This window comes from Leucobacter sp. 7(1), from assembly GCF_900163635.1.
Classification (GTDB): Bacteria; Actinomycetota; Actinomycetes; order Actinomycetales; family Microbacteriaceae; genus Leucobacter.
In genome coordinates this window covers 102,848-123,456 of record NZ_FUID01000004.1, presented here as the reverse complement: position 1 = coordinate 123,456, position 20,609 = coordinate 102,848, and the positions used below count along the sequence as shown (strand labels likewise).

Here is a 20,609-nt window from a genome sequence, read left to right as displayed (position 1 = left end):
TCTTTCGTTCAGGCGGCGTCAGCGAGAAGTGCGACTGCTGCGTCGAGATCGGCGGGGGACTTAATGGCAACGCTCGGGATTCCCTTGAGCGCCCGCTTCGCGATCCCGCTCAGCGCACCCGCGGGCGTGAGCTCGATGAGCCCGGTGATGCCTGCGTTCTGGAAGCTTGCCATACACGCGTCCCACCGTACCGGTTGGGCGATCTGGGAGACGAGCAATTCGACGAAGGTCGATCCGCTCGACACGAGTGAGCCGTCCGCGTTGGTCCACAAGGGGAGTGTCGGATCTGCCGGTGTGACATCGTTTGCGGCTGTGCGCAGTGCGGGGATTGCGTCCGCCATGTAGTCCGTGTGGAACGCGCCGGCAACCTGCAGCTGAATCACGCGGGCACCACGCGGAGCGTCCTCGGCAAGCGCGGCGAGTGCGTCAAGCGCGCCCGCGGCGACGATCTGGCCGCCCCCGTTGCGGTTTGCGGGAGTCAGCCCGTGGGATGTGATTCGATCCAGTACATCTGCTTCGACTCCGCCCACCACGGCGGCCATTCCGGTCGCCACACGCGCGGCGGACTCTGCCATGGCCCGGCCGCGAACGCCCACCAAATGCAGTGCATCGCCCGCAGAGAGGACTCCCGCGGCCGCGGCTGCGGCGAACTCACCAACCGAGTGGCCCGCGACACCCACTCCGGTGAGGTCTGCCCGCTCGGCAAGTGCGCGCCAGGCGAGAATGCTCGCTGCAACAATGAGCGGCTGCGCGACCGAGGTGTCCCGAATCGTGTCGGCGTCACTCACGGTGCCGTGGGTGACGAGGTCAACCTCTGAGCGTTCTGAGGCCTCGGCCAAGAATTCTGGGGCCCCGGGAAGTTCGAGCCATTCGGCGAGGAATCCCGGGGTCTGAGAGCCCTGTCCAGGGCAGGCGATGACAATCACGTGTTCCAGTTTCTCAGATCACGCTGCCTGGACCTGCATATTCCCCACCATAAATGAGAAATATCGTTGTAGATGTGCGCCATTTTTGTTGAAACCCGGCGCGCCTGATGGTTACTTGTGGCCGCTGGAGGCCTTCCGGCCGCTCTGCGCAATCGACCCGGCGATGAGCGCGGACTGCAGGATCAGGGCTTCGCGAGCACCCGTCGCGTTCCACCCGATCACCTCCGAGACCTTCTTCAAGCGGTAGCGCACGGTGTTGGGGTGCACAAAAAGCTCCCGGGCCGTCGCCTCCAGGGAACGCCCGTTGTCGAGATAGCACCAGAGCGTCTCGAGCAGTTCGCCCGAGTGGGCCGCGAGCGGTTCGTAAATGTGCTCGATCAGCGTGCGTCGAGCGAGGCCGTCGCCGGCGAGCGCGCGCTCGGGGAGCAAATCGTCGGCGAGGACGGGGCGAGGGGCCTTCCGCCACGACCGCGCAACCGCCACCCCTGCGAGCGCAGCGCGGGCGCTCCGGGAGGCGTCGATGAGGTTCTCGACGGTCGGGCCGAGGACCAGCGGGCCGTCAGAGAACCCATCCTCCAGACGCTGCGCAATTTCGAGGAACGTCAACGGGGTGTGCTCGCTCCCGTCAACGGTGTCGCGCTGCGCGGGATCCACCCGGCCCAGTACGAGAACGAGCCTGGTGCCTTGCAGCCCGATGAGGACATCGGCCCCGGCGTGTCGCGCGGAGCGGCGCAGCTGGTCAACATCCACGGTGCGTTCGGCCGAACCGACGAGCACCGCAGCCTCGCCGTCGCCGTGCCACCCGAGCGCCGCGATGCGGCTGGGAAGCTCGTCGTCGCTTTCGCCGGTCAAGATCGAATCCACGACGAGGGCTTCGAGCCGCGCATCCCACAAACCGCGAGCCTCGGCGGCTCGGGCGTACACGTCAGCGGCAGCGAAGGCGACATCGCGCGAGTAGTGCATGATTGCCTCGCGGAGCGCTTCGCTCCGGGGAGCCACCCGCTCCTCGACCACGGTCACTACGACACGGATCAGCTGCAGCGTCTCCTGCAGGCTGATCGAGCGCAACAGCTCGCGCGGCGCAGCGCCGAACACGTCCGAGGCGATCCAGGGGGTGGAAGTGGGATCCTCATACCACTGGATGAAGGAGGCGATCCCGGTCTGAGCCACAAGCCCGACCGCGGATCGCCGGCTCGGCGGCATGCTGCCGTACCACGGCAGCGTGTCGTCGAGCCGGGTCAGGGTCAGCGTGGAGAGCTCTCCCGTAATCGTACGAAGCCACGCGAGCTCCTGCTCTTTGGTCCGATCGTTCACCGGGAAGCCCCCCACGCCAATCTCTGAATTACGCGTCGCCGCCAGCGCCACCCGTGGTGCCGGCGTTGACATCGTTCAAGCGGTACTGCGCTGCAGCACGCGCTGGGATGTCCGCAGCGATCTTACCCTGCGCAGCGAGGCGCTGCAGGACCTTCACGACAACCGACTCGCGGTCGATGCCGAAGTACCGACGCGCGGCAGCTCGGGTATCGGAGAAGCCGAAGCCGTCGGCACCGAGCACGGAGTAGTCGCCGGGCACGTACGGGCGGATCTGCTCGGGTACCTGAGTTGACCAGTCGCTGACGGCTACGATCGGACCCTCAGCCTGAGCCAGCTTCTCGGTGAGGTACGGGGTGCGCGGCGCGGCGGTGAGATCCTGCATGGCCTCACGCTCTGCGGCAGCACCGTCGCGCTGCAACTCGTTCCAGCTGGTGACGCTCCAGACGTCGGCCGCCACACCCCAGTCCTGCGCGAGCAGGTCTGCGGCTTCGCGGGCCCAGGGGACCGCCACGCCCGACGCAAGGATCTGCGCTCGGTGCGTCCCCTCGGTCGCCGACTGCACGCGGTGGAGCCCGCGCACGATGCCCTCGATGTCCGTGCCCTCGGGCTCGGCGGGGTGCACCAGCGGCTCGTTGTACACCGTGAGGTAGTAGATCACGTTGGGGTCCGGGTGGGTGCCCCCGTACATGCGCTCGATACCGGCGCGCATGATGTGCCCGATCTCGTAGCCGTATGCGGGATCGTAGGACACCACGGCGGGGTTCGTGGACGCGAGCGCGAGCGAGTGTCCATCAGCGTGCTGCAAGCCCTCGCCGGTCAGCGTGGTGCGGCCCGCGGTCGCACCGATGAGGAAGCCGCGTGCCATCTGGTCGCCTGCGGCCCAGAGCGCGTCACCCGTGCGCTGGAACCCGAACATCGAGTAGAAGATGTAGACGGGGATGAGCGGCTCGCCGTGGGTCGAGTAGGACGTTCCGACCGCGGTGAAGGCCGCAGACGCGCCAGCCTCGTTGATGCCGACGTGCAGCAGGACGCCCTCGGGGCTCTCCTTGTAGGCGAGCAGCAGATCGCGGTCAACAGACACGTAATTCTGGCCGTGCGGGTTGTAGATCTTCTTTGTGGGGAAGAACGAGTCCATGCCGAACGTCCGCGCCTCGTCGGGGATGATCGGGACGATGCGCTTGCCGAACTCGCCGTCACGCATCAGATCCTTCAGAAGCCGCACGAACACCATCGTGGTGGCCGCTTCCTGAGTGCCGGATCCCTTTGCCGCGATCGCGTACGACTTCGCCTCAGGGACCGCGAGGTCGACGTGGGTGCTCTGTCGCTCCGGGAGGTACCCGCCGAGGGTCCTGCGGCGCTCGTGGATGTACTCGATCGCCTCGTCCTGTGCACCCGGGTGGTAGTACGGGGGACGGTACGGATCGGCTTCGAGCTGTGCATCCGTGATCGGGATGTGCATGGTGTCGCGGAACATCTTGAGATCTTCCAGCGTCATCTTCTTCATCTGGTGCGTCGCGTTGCGCCCCTCGAAGTGCGGGCCGAGGCCGTAGCCCTTGATCGTCTTCGCGATGATGACGGTCGGACGGCCCTTGTGCTCCATCGCGGCCTTGTACGCGGCGTACACCTTGCGGTAGTCGTGACCGCCGCGGCGCAGGCCCCAGACCTGCTCGTCGGAGTAATTCTCGACAAGGCGGAGTGCGCGCTCGTCGCGACCGAAGAAGTGGTCGCGAACGAAGCCGCCGTTTTCTGCCTTGTAGGTCTGGAAGTCACCGTCGGGCGTCGTGTTCATCAGGTTGAGCAGCGCGCCGTCTGAGTCGCGATCGAGCAGATCGTCCCACTCGCGGCCCCAGATCACCTTGATGACGTTCCAGCCCGCTCCGCGGAAGTAGCTCTCGAGCTCCTGGATGATCTTGCCGTTGCCGCGCACCGGGCCGTCGAGGCGCTGCAGGTTCGCGTTGATCACGAACGTGAGGTTGTCGAGGCCCTCGTTCGCGGCGACCTGCAGCTGGCCGCGGCTCTCAACCTCGTCCATCTCGCCGTCACCCAGGAATGCCCAGACGTGCTGATCGGACGCGTCCTTGATGCCGCGGTTTGTCAGATACTTGTTGACCTGAGCCTGGTAGATCGCGTTGATCGGGCCGAGGCCCATGGACACTGTCGGGAACTGCCAGAAATCCGGCGCGAGGCGCGGGTGCGGGTAGCTGGGGAGCCCGCCGCCCGCGTGGCTCTTCTCCTGGCGGAAGCCGTCGAGCTGATCCGCGGTCAGGCGGCCCTCAAGGAACGCACGCGAGTACATTCCGGGGGAGGCGTGTCCCTGGACGAAGATCTGGTCGCCGCCGCCCGGGTGGTCCTGGCCGCGGAAGAAGTGGTTGAAACCGACCTCGTACAGCGAAGCTGCCGACGCATACGTCGAGATGTGGCCGCCCACGCCGATGCCGGGGGCCTGTGCTCGATGCACAGTCATCGCCGCGTTCCAGCGGATCCACGAGCGATAGCGTCGTTCGAGCTCCTCGTTGCCGGGGAACTCGGGCTCGTCCTCAGACGCGATCGTGTTCACGTAGTCCGTTGTCGGGACCTGCGGCACGTTCAGGTGGAGCTGACGTGAGCGCGCCAGCATGCTGGTCATGATCTCGCGCCCGCGCCCGGCACCGCGTTCCTCGACGACCGCGTCGAGGGATTCGCGCCACTCGGCGGTCTCCTGGGGATCCATGTCGTCGCTGTCGGGTGCGTACGGATCCTGTGTGTTCACAGCCAAAGTAGTGCTCCATTCACCAGTTGCGTGCGTGCGAGCCGATGCGGCTTGGTGCGTCTGCGCGCAGCACGAGAGGCGCCCGCTGGTTCGCGGGTGTCCCCCCACACTACCGAATTTTCAAGATTCTCCGCGGAATATACGTCGAATTTCTCATGCACCTGCATTTTATTCGGATTCATTCGGCGCAATCAGGGGAGATGCGGCGCGGTGCCCCCGGAAGATAGTGTGGGAAGCTCTGAGTCTTCACCCGGTGCGCTGCACCGAGAAAGGAGCACACTATGGTGCTCGAAGTTGGCGCACAGGCGCCCGATTTCACCCTGTCTGACCAGAATGGCGAGGAGCTCACGCTCTCGGAACTCGTGGCCGAGGGGCCCGTTGCGCTCGTCTTCTTCCCCCTCGCCTTCTCCGGGATCTGCACCGGTGAGCTCTGCGAGCTCCGCGACAATCTTGCGGTGTTCCAGGACAGCAAGGTGCGCCTTATCGGCGTGTCCGTGGATTCCGTCTACGCACTCAAGGCGTGGTCCGACGCAGAGGGCTATGAGTTCCCGATCCTCTCGGACTTCTGGCCGCACGGTGCCGTGGCCCAGGAGTACGGCGTGTTCGTCGAGGAAGCCGGTATCGCGACGCGCGCAACGCTCGTGATCGGTGAGGATCGCCGGGTGCTCGCGTCGTTCGAGACCGCTCCGGGCGAGGCTCGGGACTTCGGCGCCTACCGCGAGGCACTCGCGGCGATCGCGTAATTTCTGTTCGCGGGGCGGTTTCCCCTATAGTGGGGAAGTCCGCTTCGCACGGGCCTGTAGCTCAGCTGGTAGAGCGCCACGTTTACACCGTGGATGTCGTCGGTTCGATCCCGGCCGGGCCCACTGAAACAGCCCCCACCGATTCTCTCGGTGGGGGCTGTGGTGTCTGCGGGGAGTGTACTCCGAGCTTGCTACTGTGCGTAGTACTCATTTCCGCGGGAGAATTCGACGAAGGTGCAATCGCTTTCACCGACGGCCCACGCATCGTGGCCGGGCGGCAGCAGCATCGCGTCGCCGGCCGAGAACTCCTGATAGGCGCCGTCCCGCATGACGACGCCGAGTGTGCCCGCGGTGACAAGTGCGACGTGCGGGAGTTCGCAGAGCTCGGTCCGCGCTGCTTCGCGGAGATCCTCCGACCACTTCGCGCCCGCGTGGAATGTGACCTGGGTGACGTCGACATCGGTGAGCTGGGCAGTGCGCTTGGAGATGCGCCCGTAGGCCTCCGGTGTGATGTCAGAGAGTGTTGCGCCTTGCATGTGCGGATGGAAACTCACGGTGGGTCCTTTCGAGTGGCGAACTGAATGCTCCCGAAGGTACTTGCAGTGGATGATTTGTGCGTCCATGTTGCGCAGGATGACGTCCGCGCTGCGTCCCGGGCCCTCGCGCACGTTCGGTGTCGACGCGCGCTGCGGATCTCGGCAAGGCGCTCGGTGTGGTTCCGTGCTGTCAACCCTGCGGGGGTGACGTGCGCGCGATCGCGTCCGCTGCGAGCGCGGTGACCTGCGTGACAAGCGCGCTGCGGCGGGCCTCGGTGCCGAGTTCCGGGGCGATCATGGCCCCCACCCTCGCGAGTGTCCACCAACTCGCGCAGAGTGCCACGATGCTGAGGAGGAGCTGGGTGGCGTCGTCGCGGGTAATTCCGGGAAGGGCCGAGTAGATCGCGTGAGACTGTGCGGCGCAGGTGGCTGCGCGCGAGTGGTTCCCGGTGCCGCCCTCGCGCTCCTGGCTGTCGGAGGATTCGAGGCTTTCCCAGGCAAGCAGCCGGGCGAGGTCAGGCTGCGCTGCGAAGTGGTCGCAGAGGGCCCCTGCGTACGCGCCGACCCCGAGCGGACCGTTGCCCACGGTTCCGGCTGCCTGGAGGAGGAGCGTGAGGCGGTCCTCCAATACCGCAGCGAAGAGCCCGTCTTTGTTGCCGAAGTACTGGTACACGCGTTCTTTGTTGACCCCGGCATCGCGCCCGATCGCGTCCATGCGGGCGCCGGCGAGGCCGTGGGCCGCGAATTGCCGTGCCCCGGCATCGAGGAGTCGCTGTCGTGTCGCTGCAGTATCCCAGGCCATGCGTTCAGCGTATCCCATTCCCAACTGTATGTTTGGAAATGACGCGAGCATGTCGTACGCTTAATCCAAATACTTGTTTGGAGATTGTATGAGACCCGTTGTATTGCCGATCAGAATTCTCGTCACCCGGGGTTCGATTCCTCAACGCAGGCTGCTGGTACCGGGGCATGTCAACGCAGAACGGAACACTCGATGAGAGCATTGGTAGTTGGGGCCACCGGGGCCGTGGGCCAGGTTGTCAGCGCAGAGCTCCGGTCCCGGGGGTGGGATGTCACCGGGGGGAGCCGGCGGAGTCGCAGCGCGGCCATCGATCTGACTAGGCCCTCCGGATTCGATGCTGTGCATCGACTCGCTGGGAATCACGATCTCGTCGTCAATACTTCGGGTGTCGAGGATGTCCGCCTGATCCAAGCCGCGGCCCCCGCCGCCTATCTTGACGTGTCCGCAACAGGTCGTGCCCTCGCCGAGATGCGTGCGGCGGCGGCACCGAGCCAGCGCGTCCTGCTCGGTGCCGGGCTCGTGCCCGGGCTGAGTACGATGCTGATCGCGGCGCTGCCGACCGTCCCAGGAGATTCGGTCGACCTTGCGGTGATTCTGGGAACCGGCGAACAGCACGGCCCAGCAGCGGTCACCTGGACTGCCGGGCTCGCGGGTCAGCCGGTGTTTCAGCCTCCGGAGGGCCACCCCGTCTTGAATTTCCGCGAACACCGCATGTTGCCAGCGGAACGAGGGATCCGGCGGTACTTGCGCGCAGACTTCCCGGACCACGTGCTTGCGGATCCGGCGCAGGCAATCACAGTTCGCAGCTACCTTGCCGTGGGGGATCGCGCCACGACTCGGGCGCTCGGCTGGGTGGGGCGCGTGCCGAAGCTCGCGCCGTTGCTCGCCCGCGCACCCCACTGGGGTGACGACAGGTGGAGCCTCATCGGGGTGAACCGCCGCACAGGGGCCCAGATCAGCGCGCGCGGACGCGGGCAATCACACGCCACCGGGGTGCTTGCCGCGCTGGGGGCCGACGCCCTCATGCGGCACGCTGACGTGGCCGTTCACACGATGGCTGATCTGGTGCCGCTGGGCGCCGTTCCGGACCTGAGCTCGCGGTAAAGGGTGGGTGCGGCAGGGGACTCGGCGCGAGGTGGGATGTATCTCTCGCGCCACTCAACGTGGAACGTGGGCACGATCTCGGGCGCGGACGCGCAGCCCGGACGCGATCAGTCTGCGGACGAGTTCGTTCCCCGTCACGAACACGGCACCGGCCACGATCAGGCGTGCGTGGAGCTCCTCGGGGACGTCGTAGTGGTCGTGGTCGAAGCCGCGTGCGGGGATTCCGTTGGCCGCGGCGAACTCGTGGAGCTCAGTGAGCGACGCGTCACTGACAAGGTGTGCCCACAGTCGGTCGTGGGCGGGCCAAGTCGGCGAATCGATCAGAATGGTCACCGCACGATAATACGCTCCGACGCGGAAAAACCACCGCCTCCGGACTCCGCGCGCAGCGAACAGCCGAGCACTACCGGGGGAGCGCCGCTTCGATCGCTGCAATCACCGCAGGGTCGGTAGGCTCGACTGCGGAGCGGAAGCGGGAGATCTCGCCGCCGGGGGCCACGAGAAACTTTTCGAAGTTCCAGCGCACGCGCCCGCTCCGGCCGGCGGCGTCGTTGGTCTCGCGCAGGATCCGGTAGAGCGCATGGGAGTGCCGCCCGTTGACCTTTGTCTTCTCGAGCATGGGAAACGTCACTCCGTAGTTCACCGCGCAGAACGTCTGAATGTCCTCCGAACTTCCCGGTTCTTGTCCCATGAACTGATTGCAGGGCACGCCGAGCACTGTGAACCCGCGATCGGCATATCGCTGCTGCAACTCTTCAAGCTGCGCATACTGCGGCGTCATACCGCACTTCGAGGCGACGTTGACGATCAGGATCGCCCGGTCCCCATATTCGGCGAGGGAGGTGCGGGTGCCGTCGATAGTGGTGAGGGGCACTTCAGTGAGACGCATACCCCCAGAGTACGCTGGATCGGAGGTGGCGTCACCGGGGAATGCGCCCGGAAGCCCACACGTTGCAGCTGAGGTGGCCCGAAGCCGCATGAGCCCTCGCCGCCCGCGCGCGGACGGCGCGAACAGAGATGGAGTGCACGAGTGAACGAGACTGACGCGACGGGAACAGCCGTATTCGATGCGGCAGGAACGTCCGGTGCCGACGCGCTCAAAGCGGCGTTCCGGCACCACCCGGCGGGTGTATCGCTGATCACCGCGCAGACGCCTGACGGTCCGGTGGGCCTCACCGCGTCCAGCGTGTCCTCGGTGGGGATCGATCCGCCCGCGCTGTCGTTTTCGGTCACCCGTGCGACCGGAAGCGCGGGCGGCCTGCTGCACGCCGACAGCTATGTGGTTCACCTGCTGGACTCCCGGCACGCGGGCATCGCAGCCACCTTCGCGGTTTCGGGAACCGAGCGATTCATCCCAGAACAGGGGTGGCGCGAACTTACCACGGGCGAACCCTACCTCCCGAACACTCGGGTTGCGCTCCGCTGCCGTACCCTGCACTCCCTCGAGGTTGGATCCTCCGTGATCGTCGTGGCCGAGATTCTCGGTGCCGTGTTCGGTGAGGACGCCGAGCCCATGGTGCACATTGACCGGAAGTTCCGCGGGCTGGGCGACGCGGTCGCGAACTAGCGGGACACGACGGCGAGGCCCGCGGTATCCAGGCTGCGGGCCTTGTCGCGCCGCTCCACCCCGAAGCTGATGAGCGCCAGGACCAGACCGCCCGCGGCGAGACCCGCGCCGACCCACCCCGGGGCCAGATAACCAAGCCCGGCCGCAATGACGAGCCCGCCCAGCCACGCACCGAGGCTATTGCCCACGTTGAACGCGGCGTGATTCAGCGCGGCGCCGAGCAGCGCGGCGTCACCCGAGATCCGAATCAGTCGCGCCTGGATCGAGGGCACCAGGACGGAGGAGGTGATCCCAATTGTGAACGCCAGTGCGATAAGTGCGGCGGGTCCGGTGGCGAAAACAGCGTAGGCGCTCAACGAGATGACAAGCGCCACAAAGCCGCCGATCACGGCCAGGGGCGGATTCCGGTCGCTGGCCCAGCCTCCCAGGAGATTCCCGAGTGTCATCCCGACCCCGAGGCAGGCGAGCACCCACGGAACCGATTCCGCGGGCATTCCTGCAACGCGCGTCGTGACCTCGGCGATGTACGAGTACACCGCAAAGAAACCTCCGAAGCCGATCGCCCCAACGGCAACCATGATCCAGATCCGCGGATTCCGCAACGCCGCGATTTCACGGGACGGATGGCGATCCGGATTGCCGGGTACTCGCGGAAGCACTGCCAGACCGAGCATGAGTGTCGCCGAAAAGATCACGGCGACAAGGATGTACGCCCAACGCCAGCCGGCGAATTGGCCCAGCCAGGTCGCGAGCGGGACCCCAATGACGTTGGCGATCGTCAGACCCGAGAGCGCGAGCGCAATCCCCTGCCCCTGCTTTCCAGGCCCCATGATTCGGGCCGCGAGCAAGGACGCCACGCCAAAGTAGGCACCGTGTGGCAGTGCCGCGATGAAGCGGAACAGCGCGAGTGAGCCAAAGCTCGGCATGCACGCCGACGCTACGGTCCCCACGATGAATAGGCCCAGGAGCCAGAACGTGAGCGTGCTTTGCGATGCGCGTGCCGCGAACACCGCAAAGGTGGGCGCCCCCACCACTACACCCAGGGCATACGCGGTGATCAAGATACCGGCGTGCGCAATTCCCGCTTCGGGTGCGGCGTCGAAGCCGGGGATCAAATCCCGCGCGATGTCGGGAAGCAGTCCCATTGTTGCGAACTCGGTCACGCCGATCCCGAACCCACCGAGGGCCAGGGCGAATAACGCAAGCGTGCGGCGCAGCGGAGAAAGCGGGGGCATGAGCGGCCTTTCGGAGAGGGCGCGCACCCCGCGAGCCGCGGCAGCGAGCGCGGCGATGCAACCCGGCAAGACTACCTGAGTGCTACTGCCCCCGCGCCACCCAGGCGTCCAGAGCCGGCTGCTCGTTCCCCACGGTGGTGCCGGCCCCGTGACCGGGTTGCACGCTCATGTCTGAGGGGAGCGTAAACAGTTCGCGCTGGATGGATGCGATGATTTCAGGGAAGCTCGAATACTCCCAACGCGTCGCCCCCGGACCGCCCTGAAACAGCGTGTCGCCCGAGAACACAGTGCCGAGCGCGGGAGCGACAAAACACACTGAACCGGGCGTGTGCCCCGGCGTATGGCGTGTCACAAGCTCGACGTCGCCAACCTGAAACACGGCTCCGTCGGCGAGCTCGAAATCGGGGAGCGCGTCGCCGTGGGTGTCTGCCCAGATGAACAGATCGGCCGGGTGGAGGTACAGGTGGGTGTCGAGTCGCTGCGCCAGATCCAACGCGGCGTTTACGTGGTCTTCATGACCGTGGGTCAGGAGGATCCCGAGCGTCTCACGATCGCCCACGGCGTCCGCGATGGCTGCGGCGTCATGCGCGGCATCGATGACCAGGACCCGGGCATCATCGCCGACGAGCCACACGTTGTTTTCCAGGAAGACTCCCGCAGCGGGGAGCCCCGGTCGGCCGGCACCGATCGTGCCTGCGGTGAGCACCCGTTCGATGCGAATCTGGGTGTCAGGATGAGGGTTCGTGTCCTGCGACATTGATGCTGCCTTTCGTAAGGGGGCGTTACACGGAATGGGGCGGGGTCCGCCGAAACTCTCGACGAACCCCGCCCCACTCGCGCCGGAGAAGATCGCGCTATGCGCGGGTGACAATCACCGGGCACGGCAACGCCTGGAGCACGCCGTGGCTGACCGAGCCGAGCAGCAGACGGGAGATCCCGCCGCGGCCACGGCTGCCCACAACAAGGAGCTCGGCCCCCTCGGCGGCCTGCACGAGCGCAGCAACCGGGGGCGACTGCACAATCTCACGCTTGACCTCGAGATCCGGGTAGCGGCCTGCGAGACCTGCGACGCCGATCGCAATCGCCTCTTCCGCGGCCGAGCGCTGCGATTCAACAAGCTCCTCGCTCCAGAGGTATTCGAGACCGGGCGTGAGCGGCGGCATCCACGCGTACACCGCGATGAGGGGGACGCCTCGGAACGACGCCTCTTCAGCGGCGTACGCGATGGCCCGCTGTGACGCCTCCGAGCCGTCGATCCCGACAACAACACCCGCGTTGGGGCGCGCGTCGAGATTCGGGATCACGGCGACGGGGCAGTGCGCCGTCGCCGCGACCTTCACGGCCCGGGTGCCGAAGAACGACCCGGCAAACCGCGTTCCGCTGTGCTGACCCAGGATCAGCAGATCGGCGGTCTTCGAGGCCTCCTCGACCTCGGCGATGGGGTGCCCCACAACCGCGGACCCGGAGATCTCGCCCGTGAAACCGAGGGTGCGCGCATACGCCACCTCGGCCTCGAGCATCTGCTCGGATGCCTTCTGCGCCTCCGACAGGAACGCGACGCTCTCCGAGAGGAACGAGTCGTCCGCAACGTGGAGCAGCTGCACGGTGGCACCCCGCTCGGTGGCTCGGGCGAGCCCCCAGGCGAGCGCGACGCGGCTCTGCTCAGATCCGTCAACTCCGATGAGGTATTTCTCCGACATCTTGCGTTCCTTTCTGTCGAGCGGTGGTGCGTTCGGTTCGGTAGTTCGAGACTACGCCGTGAGTGCCGGCAGATGCGCCGGGTGGCTGCCCGCGAGCTGCTCGATCACGCGAACAACCTGGCAGCTGTAGCCGTACTCGTTGTCGTACCAGACGTACACAACGGCCGAGTCTTCGGTCACGATCGTGGCGAGGCCGTCAACGATGCCTGCACGGTTCGATCCGACGAAGTCGCTGGAGACGATCTCTGCGGACTCTACGAAGTCGATCTGCGTGCGCAGCGCCCCGGTCAGCGAGACCTGCTGGAGCAGCGTGTTGATCTCTTCGCTCGTGGTCTCGCGCTCAAGCTGCAGGTTCAGCACAGCCATCGAAACGTTGGGAGTGGGAACGCGGATCGCGTTGCCTGTGAGCTTGCCCTCGAACTCGGGCAGCGCCTTCGCAACTGCCTTTGCTGCGCCGGTCTCGGTCAACACCATGTTGAGTGCCGCCGAACGGCCACGACGGTCGCCCTTGTGGAAGTTATCGATCAGGTTCTGGTCGTTTGTGTAGGAGTGCACAGTTTCGACGTGGCCGCGCTTGACACCGAACTCGTCATTCAGCACCTTGAGCACGGGGGTGATCGCGTTCGTGGTGCAGGACGCGGCGCTGATGATCTGCTGCGCGTCGGTGATCTGATCGTTGTTCACGCCGTACACGACGTTGAGCATGTCGCCCTTGCCCGGTGCAGTCAGTAGAACGCGGGCAATACCCTGGTTCTGCAGGTGCTGGCCGAGGCCCTCGGCGTCGCGCCACTTGCCCGTGTTGTCGACGAGAATGGCGTTCTCGATGCCGTACTGCGTGTAGTCAACGCTCGCCGGATCGTTCGAGTAGATCACCTGAATGCGCACGCCGTTCGCGACGATCGCGTTCTCGTCCTCGAGTACCTTGATGGTGCCGTTGAATGGGCCGTGGACAGAATCGCGGCGTAGCAGGTTGGCGCGCTTGACAAGATCATTTTCCGATCCCTTGCGCACCACGATGGCGCGGAGGTTCAGGCCGTTGCCACTGCCCGAGTGGTCGATGATGATGCGAGCGAGCAGACGTCCGATCCGGCCAAAGCCGTAGAGCACGACGTCGGTGCCGGTGCCGGCTTCGGCGCCGATTGCGGGAGCCAGCACCTCGCGGAGGTACGCCTCCAGGTCGTCACCAGCTGCGGCGCGGAAGCCATTGGCAAGCAGGGCCAGATCGACCGAGGCCGGCCCGGGCTGGATCGTGGCGAGCGCCTCGACGATTGCGGAGGTCTCCTCGAGCGGCAGCTCAACGTCGTCGATCTTCCGCGCAAAGCTGTGCGCGCGGATGATGTCGATGGGGGAGCGTCCGACCAGGCTGCGGCCGTGTACCGACATGACCACATCGTGGTCGCGGTACAGCTGGCCGATGAGCGGGATCATCCGCTCTGCGAGTTCCTGCTTCGCCTTCCAATCGTCAAGGTGAGCATCAGCACGCTGGTTCATATGAACGGAGGGTCCTTCCAAACGGTGGTGAAAGTTGTGTCGGCCTGCCCGCCGGGACGCTGTAGCGTCACACCCCAGTATCCCACGAGGATGACGGAGTATGACACGCGGATTACCGCGTGGCGGGGAACATGCCTGAAGCTAGAGGTGTTCCGCGCAGCGACAGTCGCCGCGCACCAGCAGAATGAATGAGGACCTCATGACGATCCGGAAGCGCGGCATCCTCGCCGCTTCACTGACCGCGCTCGCACTGGCCGCGACCACGGCCCTGGCCGGGTGCGCCAGCCCCGCAGCCGAGGACACGACCGTCAAGATCGGTGTCGTCCCCGGTGGACAGCCGTACTGGGACACCTTCATCGATGCGGCTGCCGACGAAGGCATCACGGTTGAGATCGTTGATTTCGCCGAGTACCCGCAGCCGAACCCGCTGCTGAGCGAGGGCGAACTCGACCTCAACCAGTTCCAGCACATTGCGTTCCTCGCGTCGCACAATGTTGACGCAGATGATGACCTCGTGGCGCTCGGCTCGACGGTGATCTACCCGATGAACGTGTTTTCCTCGAAGCACGCGTCGCTTGAGGACATTCCCGAGGGTGGCACCGTCGCAGTACCGAACGATGAGTCCAACCGTGCCCGTGCCCTGCTCGTGCTCCAGAAGCTCGGCCTCATCGAGCTCAAGGACGGCGGCAACTCCGGCTCCACGCTCGATGACATCCTCGCGGACAAGTCTAAGGTCAAGGTCACCGAGCTCGACGCAGCTGGCATCCCGGGCGCGCTGCCCGACGTCGACGCGGGTGTCGTGAACAACGACTTCGTTGAGCCCTCCGGCCTGAAGTTCTCCGACTCGCTCGGCTCGGACAGTGCAGACGACGTCGCTGCGGCGCCGTACACGAACATCTTCGCCGCACGCGCCGAGGACAAGGACAACGAGACGTACCTCAAGCTCGTTGACATCTACCAGAACAACGCCGACGTCCAGAAGGCCGTGAAGGACTACGTGGGCGACGGTGCAGTGCTGCTGAACACGCCTGCCGAGGATCTCGCGAAGACCCTGAAGCAGGCTGAGGACGACTACCGGGCAACCAAGTAGCTTCGTTCCGGCTGAGCCGGAGCAACTCACGAATCGGGGCGGTGCGCATGTGGCGCGCCGCCCCGATTCGTCTGGTTCCGGCCCAAACCCTGACAATAGACTCACGTCGCGCCCACCCGCGGTGGCGGCTACACCGACCGAAAGGACCCCCAGGGTGACACGCGTGCAACTCAGCGGAGTCGGGAAGCGCTACCCCGGCCGCGGTAAGAAGGATCCGGAGATCGTTGCCGTCGAAGACGTCTCGATCACCGTCGAATCCGGCGAAATTCACGCCATCATCGGGTACTCGGGCGCCGGGAAGAGCACGCTGCTGCGGCTCATCAACGGCCTCGAGCGCGCCACCAGTGGGACGATCCAGATCGGTGACGATGAGCTCAGCCAGATGCCCGAGCGTGAACTCCGTCGGGTGCGCTCGCAGATCGGCATGATTTTCCAGCAGTTCAACCTCTTCCACTCGAAAACAGTCGCGAAGAATGTTGAATACCCGCTTGTCGTTGCGGGGGTCCCCAAGGCGGAACGCCCCGCCCGCGTGGCAGAGCTGCTCGCCTTTGTTGGGCTGCAGGATCGCGCAGGCGCGTATGTCGATCAGCTCTCCGGCGGTCAAAAGCAGCGTGTCGGAATCGCTCGTGCGCTCGCGACGAGCCCGGGAGTGCTGCTCGCGGACGAAGCGACAAGTGCGCTTGATCCTGAGACGTCCCGAGAAGTCCTCGCGCTCCTGAAACGCGTCAACGACGAGCTCGGAATCACGATCGTCCTCATTACCCACGAGATGGAGGTTGTGCGGGAGATCGCTGACCGCGTCACGGTGATGGACGGGGGCCGTGCCGTGGAACAGGGCAGCGTCTTTGACGTGTTCTCTGCCCCACAGAGCGACACTACCCGCAAGTTCGTTGCGACGGCGCTGCCGAGTGAGCCCGCTGCCGCACACCTGGAGCAGCTCCGCGAGCGGCACCGCGGCCGGCTCGTGAGCCTCACCTTCCGCGACGGAGACGTGGACCAGCCTGTCGTGTTCCGGACGCTCGCCGAGCGCGGCGTGGGCGTGAGCATTGTGCACGGTGGGATTACCGACGTGGGGGGCCGCAGCTTCGGCAAGCTGACCCTTGAACTCATCGGGGATGAGCTGCGCGTTGAGCATGCAGTGGCAGCACTCGCGCAGGAGACGGAACTGGAGGTGCTGGCGTAATGGACCGGCTCATTGAACTGCTCGAGAACGGAAAGTTCCTCGAAGCCACCCTCGAAACCCTGATGTATGTCGTTGTCGCGATGGGCGTCGGCGGCATTCTCGGCCTCGCCGTGGGAGTCGCGCTGACCGTGACTCGGCGTGGCGGTCTGCTGCAGAACCGTGCCGTGTTTGTCATCTTGAACTTCTTGGTGAACTTCTTCCGCCCGATCCCGTTTGTCATCCTGATCGCGGCCTTGACACCGCTTACGCGAGTGGTCATGGGGACCGCAATCGGGGACCGCGGCATGATGTTCGTGCTCGTATTCGCCGCGACCTTCGGCATCGCCCGTCTTGTCGAGCAGAACCTCCTGACCGTGTCGCCCGGTGTCATTGAAGCGTCCCGCGCGATGGGGGCGGGGCCGCTCCGCACGATCTTCGCGGTGTTGATTCCCGAGGGGCTCGGACCGCTGGTGCTCGGCTACACCTTCGCCTTTATCGCTGTCGTCGACATGACCGCGATGGCCGGTGTGGTGGGTGGCGGCGGGCTCGGCAACCTCGCCCTGCAGTACGGCTACCGCCAGTTCAACCCGTGGGTCACCTGGTCCGCGGTGATCATCATCATCCTGATCGTGCAGCTCGTCCAGCTGCTCGGCAACGTTATTTCGCGCAAGCTGCTCCGGAGGTAAACCGTGTCAGAACGCTCGCTCATCGACTTCACCAACCTTGCGGAGACGCTCTGGCCCACGGCCACAGCCGAAAGCTGGGATCAGGTCGGCCTCGTTTCTGGACATGTTCAGGCACCGCTCACGAAGGTGTTGCTCGCGGTTGATGCGGTGGCCGCGACCGTCGAAGAGGCGAGCGAATGGGGTGCGGATCTGCTTTTCACGCACCACCCGCTGCTGTTGCGCGGGATCCACACCCTCGACGAGGAGACGTCGAAAGGCGCACTACTCGCTCAGCTGATCCGCAACCGATGCGCGCTCTACGCCGCGCACACCAACGCGGACGCGCCCGAGGGCGGGGTGTCGGACGTCTTGGCGCAGCGGCTTGGGCTCGCTCATGCGGTGCCCATTGTTCCGGGCGCGGACCCTGCCGCTGGCATCGGTCGTCGCGGGTTCTTGCCGGAGCCGATGCCGCTCCGCGCGTTCGCCGAGCTTGTCTCACGCGTGCTTCCCCCGACAGTCACAGGCGTGCGTGTTGCGGGGGACCCGGAACGGATGATTGGCGCGGTTGCCGTGCTCGGCGGCGCGGGAGACAGCCTGCTTGATCACCCATTGGTGCGTGATGCTGACGTGTACGTCACCTCAGACCTGCGGCACCACCCGGCACAGGAATCACTCGAGCAGTCCGCCGCTTCGCACGGACCGGCACTCATCGATGTGGCGCACTGGGCGAGTGAGTCGCTGTGGCTCGAGGGTGCCGCCGAGCGGATGCGGGCCGCGCTCCCGGAGGTTGAGTTTCGAGTGAGTACCCTACGGACAGATCCGTGGGATTTCGCCGTGGGAGCGTAGCGCGACGCCACAGTGAGCTGCTCTGCGACGGTAGAGTGGAAGCATGAAGGCCAGCCCCCGCCAGCAGCGACTCCTGCTTGACCTGCAAGACCTCGACACCACGATCGCGCGCGTGCGCCGCAAGCACGCCACGCTTCCCGAACGCGCAGAGCTCGACGGGCTCAGCGGCGAGATCACCAGTGCCCGCGAGGCGTACATGGCTGCTCAGCGGGAACTCGACACGTACACCGCCGAGATCGACCGGATCGAGGCCGACGTCAAGATGGTGCGCGATCGTCGGGCACGCGACGAGGAACTGATCGCGCAGAGCACCGCCGCGAAAGAGGCGCAGGCCTTGCAGGCTGAGCTAGATACGCTCGCGCGGCGGATGAGCGAGCTCGAGGACCGCGAACTCGCCGTGATGGAGCAGCAGGAGCAGGCTCAGGCAGCGTTCACTGAGGCCGAGCGGGTGCTCGGCGGAGTTGACGGACGCCGCGCCGAGATTCAGTCCGCGATCGACGCAGCCGAAGCACAGTTGAAGCGCGAGTTCGACTCGCACAGCGAAGAGCGCGCAGGCGTCGCAGCCGAGGTGCAGCGCGACGTCCTCGAAGAGTACGAGGCGCTGCGCGCCCGGATTGGCATCGGTGCCGCTCGCCTCCGGGGCAATGTCTCGGAGGCCAGCAACATCGCGCTCGCGCCGGCCGAACTGACCGCGATCCGTGCTGCGGCTCCTGACGAGCTCGTCTACTGCCCGGGCACCGGCGCGATCCTGGTCCGGGTCGAGGACGAGGCGTAGTTCGCATTTCCGGGGTCTCCTCGCGGTGTACGATAGACGTTGGAATGGGCCGGTGAGGCGGTCGCGTCGCGGCACGCAAGTGCACGCGCCGAGGAACGTCCGGGCTCCGCAGGGGAGAACGGTGGGTAACGCCCACCCGGGGTAACCCGCGAGAAAGTGCAACAGAGAGTAGACCGCCAGGGGTGGCTTGCCGCCTCCGGTAAGGCTGAAAGGGTGGTGTAAGAGACCACCGGCGTTCGTGGTAACACGGGCGGCCAGGTAAACCTCGTTCGGAGCAAGGCCAGACAGAGGATGATGACGCGCCCCGCCGAGTCCTCGGGTAGGCCGCTAGAGGGTACTGGCAACAGTGCCCCGAGAGAGATGACCGTCAGAGTCGGCTTTGGCCGTCGAGACAGAACCCGGCGTATGATCCGGCCCATTCCACCCTCGCCATTTCCGGTGCATGATCAGGTTTTGTTTGCGCTACGTCGACCGTTGACGGATTGCCCTGAGAGGCCTCCGGGCGCGCTCAGGATGCAGTTCGAAGCAATCCAAAGCTCCGGGAAGCATCTTCTTCGGCGTCGGAGTTTCGACCTGGGTCACGTGGCTCGCGGCCGGCGCCATTGTCGACGCGGTCGCCGGTCGGAGCTAGCCCGCCGAACACGTCCTCCTGTCGGCGACACCCACTGATGATGGTGCCGGGGCAGGTCACGACCCCGGGCCGGCCTGGGGCCGGGCTCGCCCGGCGCGCTACTCCGAGACTGTGAGGAGTTCGAAGCCGTCCTCGCGCACCACAATCGTGTGCTCGAACTGCGCCGTAATGCTCTTGTCGCGGGTGGTGACAGTCCACCCGTCGCTCCACTGATCCCATTCGTGGGTACCGAGGGTGAGCATCGGCTCGACCGTGAACACCATGCCCGGCACGATCAGGTCACCATAGCTGGGGGCCGAGTCGTAGTGGGGGATGATGAGGCCCGTATGGAACGAGGATCCCACTCCGTGCCCGGTGAAGTCTCGCACCACACCGTAGCCGAAGCGCTTCGCGTAGGTCTCGATGACGCGACCAATCACGTTCACGGCGCGACCAGGTTTCGCCGCCTTGATCCCACGCATCATCGCCTCGTGGGTGCGTTCGATAAGCAGATCGACTTCTTCGCTCACCTGACCCACCCGGAACGTGCGGTTCGTGTCGCCGTGGAAACCGTCGAGGTAGGCAGTGACGTCGACGTTGACGATGTCGCCCTCGCGGAGCACGGTGTCGTCGGGGATGCCGTGGCAGATGACCTCGTTCACCGAGGTGCAGGACGAGGCGGGGTAGCCGCGGTAGCCCAGCGTCGACGGGTAGGCCCCGGCGGCAACGACAACATCGTGAGCTACCCGGTCGAGCTCGGCGGTCGTGACGCCGGGCGCTACTGCGGCACCGACGGCGTCGAGCGCCTGCGAGGCGATACGCCCGGCGGTGCGGATCAACTCGATCTCCGCCTCGGTGTAGGTGTTGTTTCCTGTGTACGCTGGCGGAGCCTGGAGCCCGACGTAAGGCGGTCGTGCAATCTGGGCGGGGACCGTCAGCGGGGCCGGGCGCGTTCCGGGGATCAAATTTCCGTGTGCATCGAAGGGCATGGCTCTAGTCTATGAAGTAAGCCCGGCGATTTCCGGGCACAGGCCGACGCGGAGGGAAACGGCTCATGAGCAAGCGGGACTGGGGGATCGACGATCCCGAAGAGACGTACTGGTTCAATCAGCGCACTGGTGAGGTTGAGGAGGGGCCGCAGTCGCTCTCGATCGACCGCGTGGGGCCGTTCCGGACCCGTGAAGAGGCAGCGCACGCCACGCAGATCCTCGCCGAGCGGGCCCGACTTCTGCGGGAGGAAGACGAGGAAGAAGACTACTAGTCTGCGCCCACCCGAGACGCCGTAACACGAACG

The 20,609-nt window shown here is 65.8% G+C and carries 21 protein-coding genes, 1 tRNA gene and 1 other RNA gene; 11 read left to right on the top strand and 12 right to left on the bottom strand.

Going from position 1 to position 20,609, the window contains the following annotated elements:
• Positions 1–8: 8 nt before the first annotated feature.
• From FM113_RS01460 to aceE, 3 genes are all read right to left on the bottom strand, one after another.
• Positions 9–926, bottom strand: a complete 918-nt coding sequence (locus FM113_RS01460; RefSeq protein ID WP_087010730.1) for an ACP S-malonyltransferase — start codon at positions 924–926, stop codon at positions 9–11.
• Between the two features lie 111 nt (positions 927–1,037).
• Positions 1,038–2,240, bottom strand: a complete 1,203-nt coding sequence (locus tag FM113_RS01455; protein WP_254908811.1) for a CdaR family transcriptional regulator — start codon at positions 2,238–2,240, stop codon at positions 1,038–1,040.
• Between the two features lie 28 nt (positions 2,241–2,268).
• Entirely contained in the window at positions 2,269–4,995 is a 2,727-nt protein-coding gene (gene aceE, locus FM113_RS01450) for a pyruvate dehydrogenase (acetyl-transferring), homodimeric type (RefSeq protein WP_087010728.1), read from the bottom strand.
• A gap of 275 nt (positions 4,996–5,270) precedes the next feature.
• On the opposite strand from aceE, the gene FM113_RS01445 reads away from it, so the two are divergent.
• Both FM113_RS01445 and FM113_RS01440 read left to right on the top strand, forming a co-directional pair.
• Positions 5,271–5,732, top strand: coding sequence for a peroxiredoxin (locus tag FM113_RS01445; RefSeq protein WP_087010726.1), 462 nt, complete (start codon positions 5,271–5,273; stop codon positions 5,730–5,732).
• 50 nt (positions 5,733–5,782) lie between these two features.
• A tRNA-Val gene (locus tag FM113_RS01440) sits at positions 5,783–5,855 on the top strand.
• Between the two features lie 68 nt (positions 5,856–5,923).
• Here the strand turns inward: FM113_RS01440 and FM113_RS01435 are convergent.
• Positions 5,924–6,268, bottom strand: a complete 345-nt coding sequence (locus FM113_RS01435) for a hypothetical protein (protein WP_087010724.1) — start codon at positions 6,266–6,268, stop codon at positions 5,924–5,926.
• A gap of 190 nt (positions 6,269–6,458) precedes the next feature.
• Complete coding sequence (locus tag FM113_RS01430; protein ID WP_087010722.1) at positions 6,459–7,070, bottom strand: TetR/AcrR family transcriptional regulator; 612 nt, start codon at positions 7,068–7,070, stop codon at positions 6,459–6,461.
• A gap of 192 nt (positions 7,071–7,262) precedes the next feature.
• On the opposite strand from FM113_RS01430, the gene FM113_RS01425 reads away from it, so the two are divergent.
• A complete protein-coding gene (locus tag FM113_RS01425; RefSeq protein ID WP_140393260.1) occupies positions 7,263–8,174 on the top strand; it encodes an NAD-dependent epimerase/dehydratase family protein in 912 nt (303 codons plus the stop codon).
• Positions 8,175–8,228: 54 nt separating this feature from the next.
• Here FM113_RS01425 and FM113_RS01420 read toward each other — a convergent pair whose 3' ends face one another.
• A complete protein-coding gene (locus FM113_RS01420; RefSeq protein ID WP_087010718.1) occupies positions 8,229–8,507 on the bottom strand; it encodes a DUF4031 domain-containing protein in 279 nt (92 codons plus the stop codon).
• Between the two features lie 70 nt (positions 8,508–8,577).
• The gene (locus FM113_RS01415; RefSeq protein ID WP_087010716.1) at positions 8,578–9,063 is read right to left on the bottom strand and encodes a glutathione peroxidase; all 486 of its coding nucleotides are present in this window, start codon (positions 9,061–9,063) and stop codon (positions 8,578–8,580) included.
• A 141-nt stretch (positions 9,064–9,204) separates the two neighbouring features.
• On the opposite strand from FM113_RS01415, the gene FM113_RS01410 reads away from it, so the two are divergent.
• Positions 9,205–9,741, top strand: a complete 537-nt coding sequence (locus FM113_RS01410) for a flavin reductase family protein (RefSeq protein WP_087010714.1) — start codon at positions 9,205–9,207, stop codon at positions 9,739–9,741.
• Here the strand turns inward: FM113_RS01410 and FM113_RS01405 are convergent.
• The 4 genes from FM113_RS01405 to FM113_RS01390 all read right to left on the bottom strand — a co-directional run bounded on the left by FM113_RS01405 (position 9,738) and on the right by FM113_RS01390 (position 14,167).
• Positions 9,738–10,976 carry an MFS transporter gene (locus tag FM113_RS01405; protein ID WP_087010786.1) on the bottom strand — a complete coding sequence of 413 codons (1,239 nt, stop codon included), beginning with the start codon at positions 10,974–10,976 and terminating at the stop codon, positions 9,738–9,740. The two genes, FM113_RS01410 and FM113_RS01405, sit on opposite strands and share 4 nt — an antisense overlap.
• Before the next feature lie 82 nt (positions 10,977–11,058).
• Entirely contained in the window at positions 11,059–11,733 is a 675-nt protein-coding gene (locus FM113_RS01400) for an MBL fold metallo-hydrolase (RefSeq protein ID WP_087010712.1), read from the bottom strand.
• Positions 11,734–11,830: 97 nt separating this feature from the next.
• Positions 11,831–12,676: a universal stress protein gene (locus tag FM113_RS01395; protein ID WP_087010710.1), complete on the bottom strand. Its 846-nt coding sequence runs from the start codon at positions 12,674–12,676 to the stop codon at positions 11,831–11,833.
• 51 nt (positions 12,677–12,727) lie between these two features.
• On the bottom strand, positions 12,728–14,167 hold the full coding sequence (locus FM113_RS01390; RefSeq protein WP_087010708.1) for a glyceraldehyde-3-phosphate dehydrogenase: 1,440 nt from the start codon (positions 14,165–14,167) through the stop codon (positions 12,728–12,730).
• A gap of 199 nt (positions 14,168–14,366) precedes the next feature.
• Between FM113_RS01390 and FM113_RS01385 the strand changes: the two genes are divergently transcribed.
• From FM113_RS01385 to rnpB, 6 genes are all read left to right on the top strand, one after another.
• Positions 14,367–15,257, top strand: a complete 891-nt coding sequence (locus tag FM113_RS01385) for a MetQ/NlpA family ABC transporter substrate-binding protein (protein WP_087010706.1) — start codon at positions 14,367–14,369, stop codon at positions 15,255–15,257.
• A gap of 154 nt (positions 15,258–15,411) precedes the next feature.
• Positions 15,412–16,440: a methionine ABC transporter ATP-binding protein gene (locus FM113_RS01380; protein WP_087010704.1), complete on the top strand. Its 1,029-nt coding sequence runs from the start codon at positions 15,412–15,414 to the stop codon at positions 16,438–16,440.
• The gene (locus tag FM113_RS01375; RefSeq protein WP_087010702.1) at positions 16,440–17,105 is read left to right on the top strand and encodes a methionine ABC transporter permease; all 666 of its coding nucleotides are present in this window, start codon (positions 16,440–16,442) and stop codon (positions 17,103–17,105) included. The genes FM113_RS01380 and FM113_RS01375 overlap by 1 nt, the downstream gene beginning before the upstream one ends.
• 3 nt (positions 17,106–17,108) lie before the next feature.
• On the top strand, positions 17,109–17,930 hold the full coding sequence (locus tag FM113_RS01370; RefSeq protein WP_176387032.1) for a Nif3-like dinuclear metal center hexameric protein: 822 nt from the start codon (positions 17,109–17,111) through the stop codon (positions 17,928–17,930).
• Positions 17,931–17,973: 43 nt separating this feature from the next.
• Positions 17,974–18,705: a zinc ribbon domain-containing protein gene (locus tag FM113_RS01365; protein WP_087010700.1), complete on the top strand. Its 732-nt coding sequence runs from the start codon at positions 17,974–17,976 to the stop codon at positions 18,703–18,705.
• Between the two features lie 45 nt (positions 18,706–18,750).
• Positions 18,751–19,127, top strand: an RNA gene (gene rnpB / locus FM113_RS01360) — RNase P RNA component class A.
• 307 nt (positions 19,128–19,434) lie between these two features.
• Here the strand turns inward: rnpB and map are convergent.
• Positions 19,435–20,304 carry a type I methionyl aminopeptidase gene (map, locus tag FM113_RS01355; RefSeq protein WP_087010698.1) on the bottom strand — a complete coding sequence of 290 codons (870 nt, stop codon included), beginning with the start codon at positions 20,302–20,304 and terminating at the stop codon, positions 19,435–19,437.
• Positions 20,305–20,369: 65 nt separating this feature from the next.
• Here map and FM113_RS01350 point away from each other — a divergent pair, with 65 nt between their 5' ends.
• Positions 20,370–20,576, top strand: a complete 207-nt coding sequence (locus FM113_RS01350; RefSeq protein WP_176387031.1) for a methionine aminopeptidase — start codon at positions 20,370–20,372, stop codon at positions 20,574–20,576.
• The last annotated feature ends 33 nt before the right edge of the window (positions 20,577–20,609 follow it).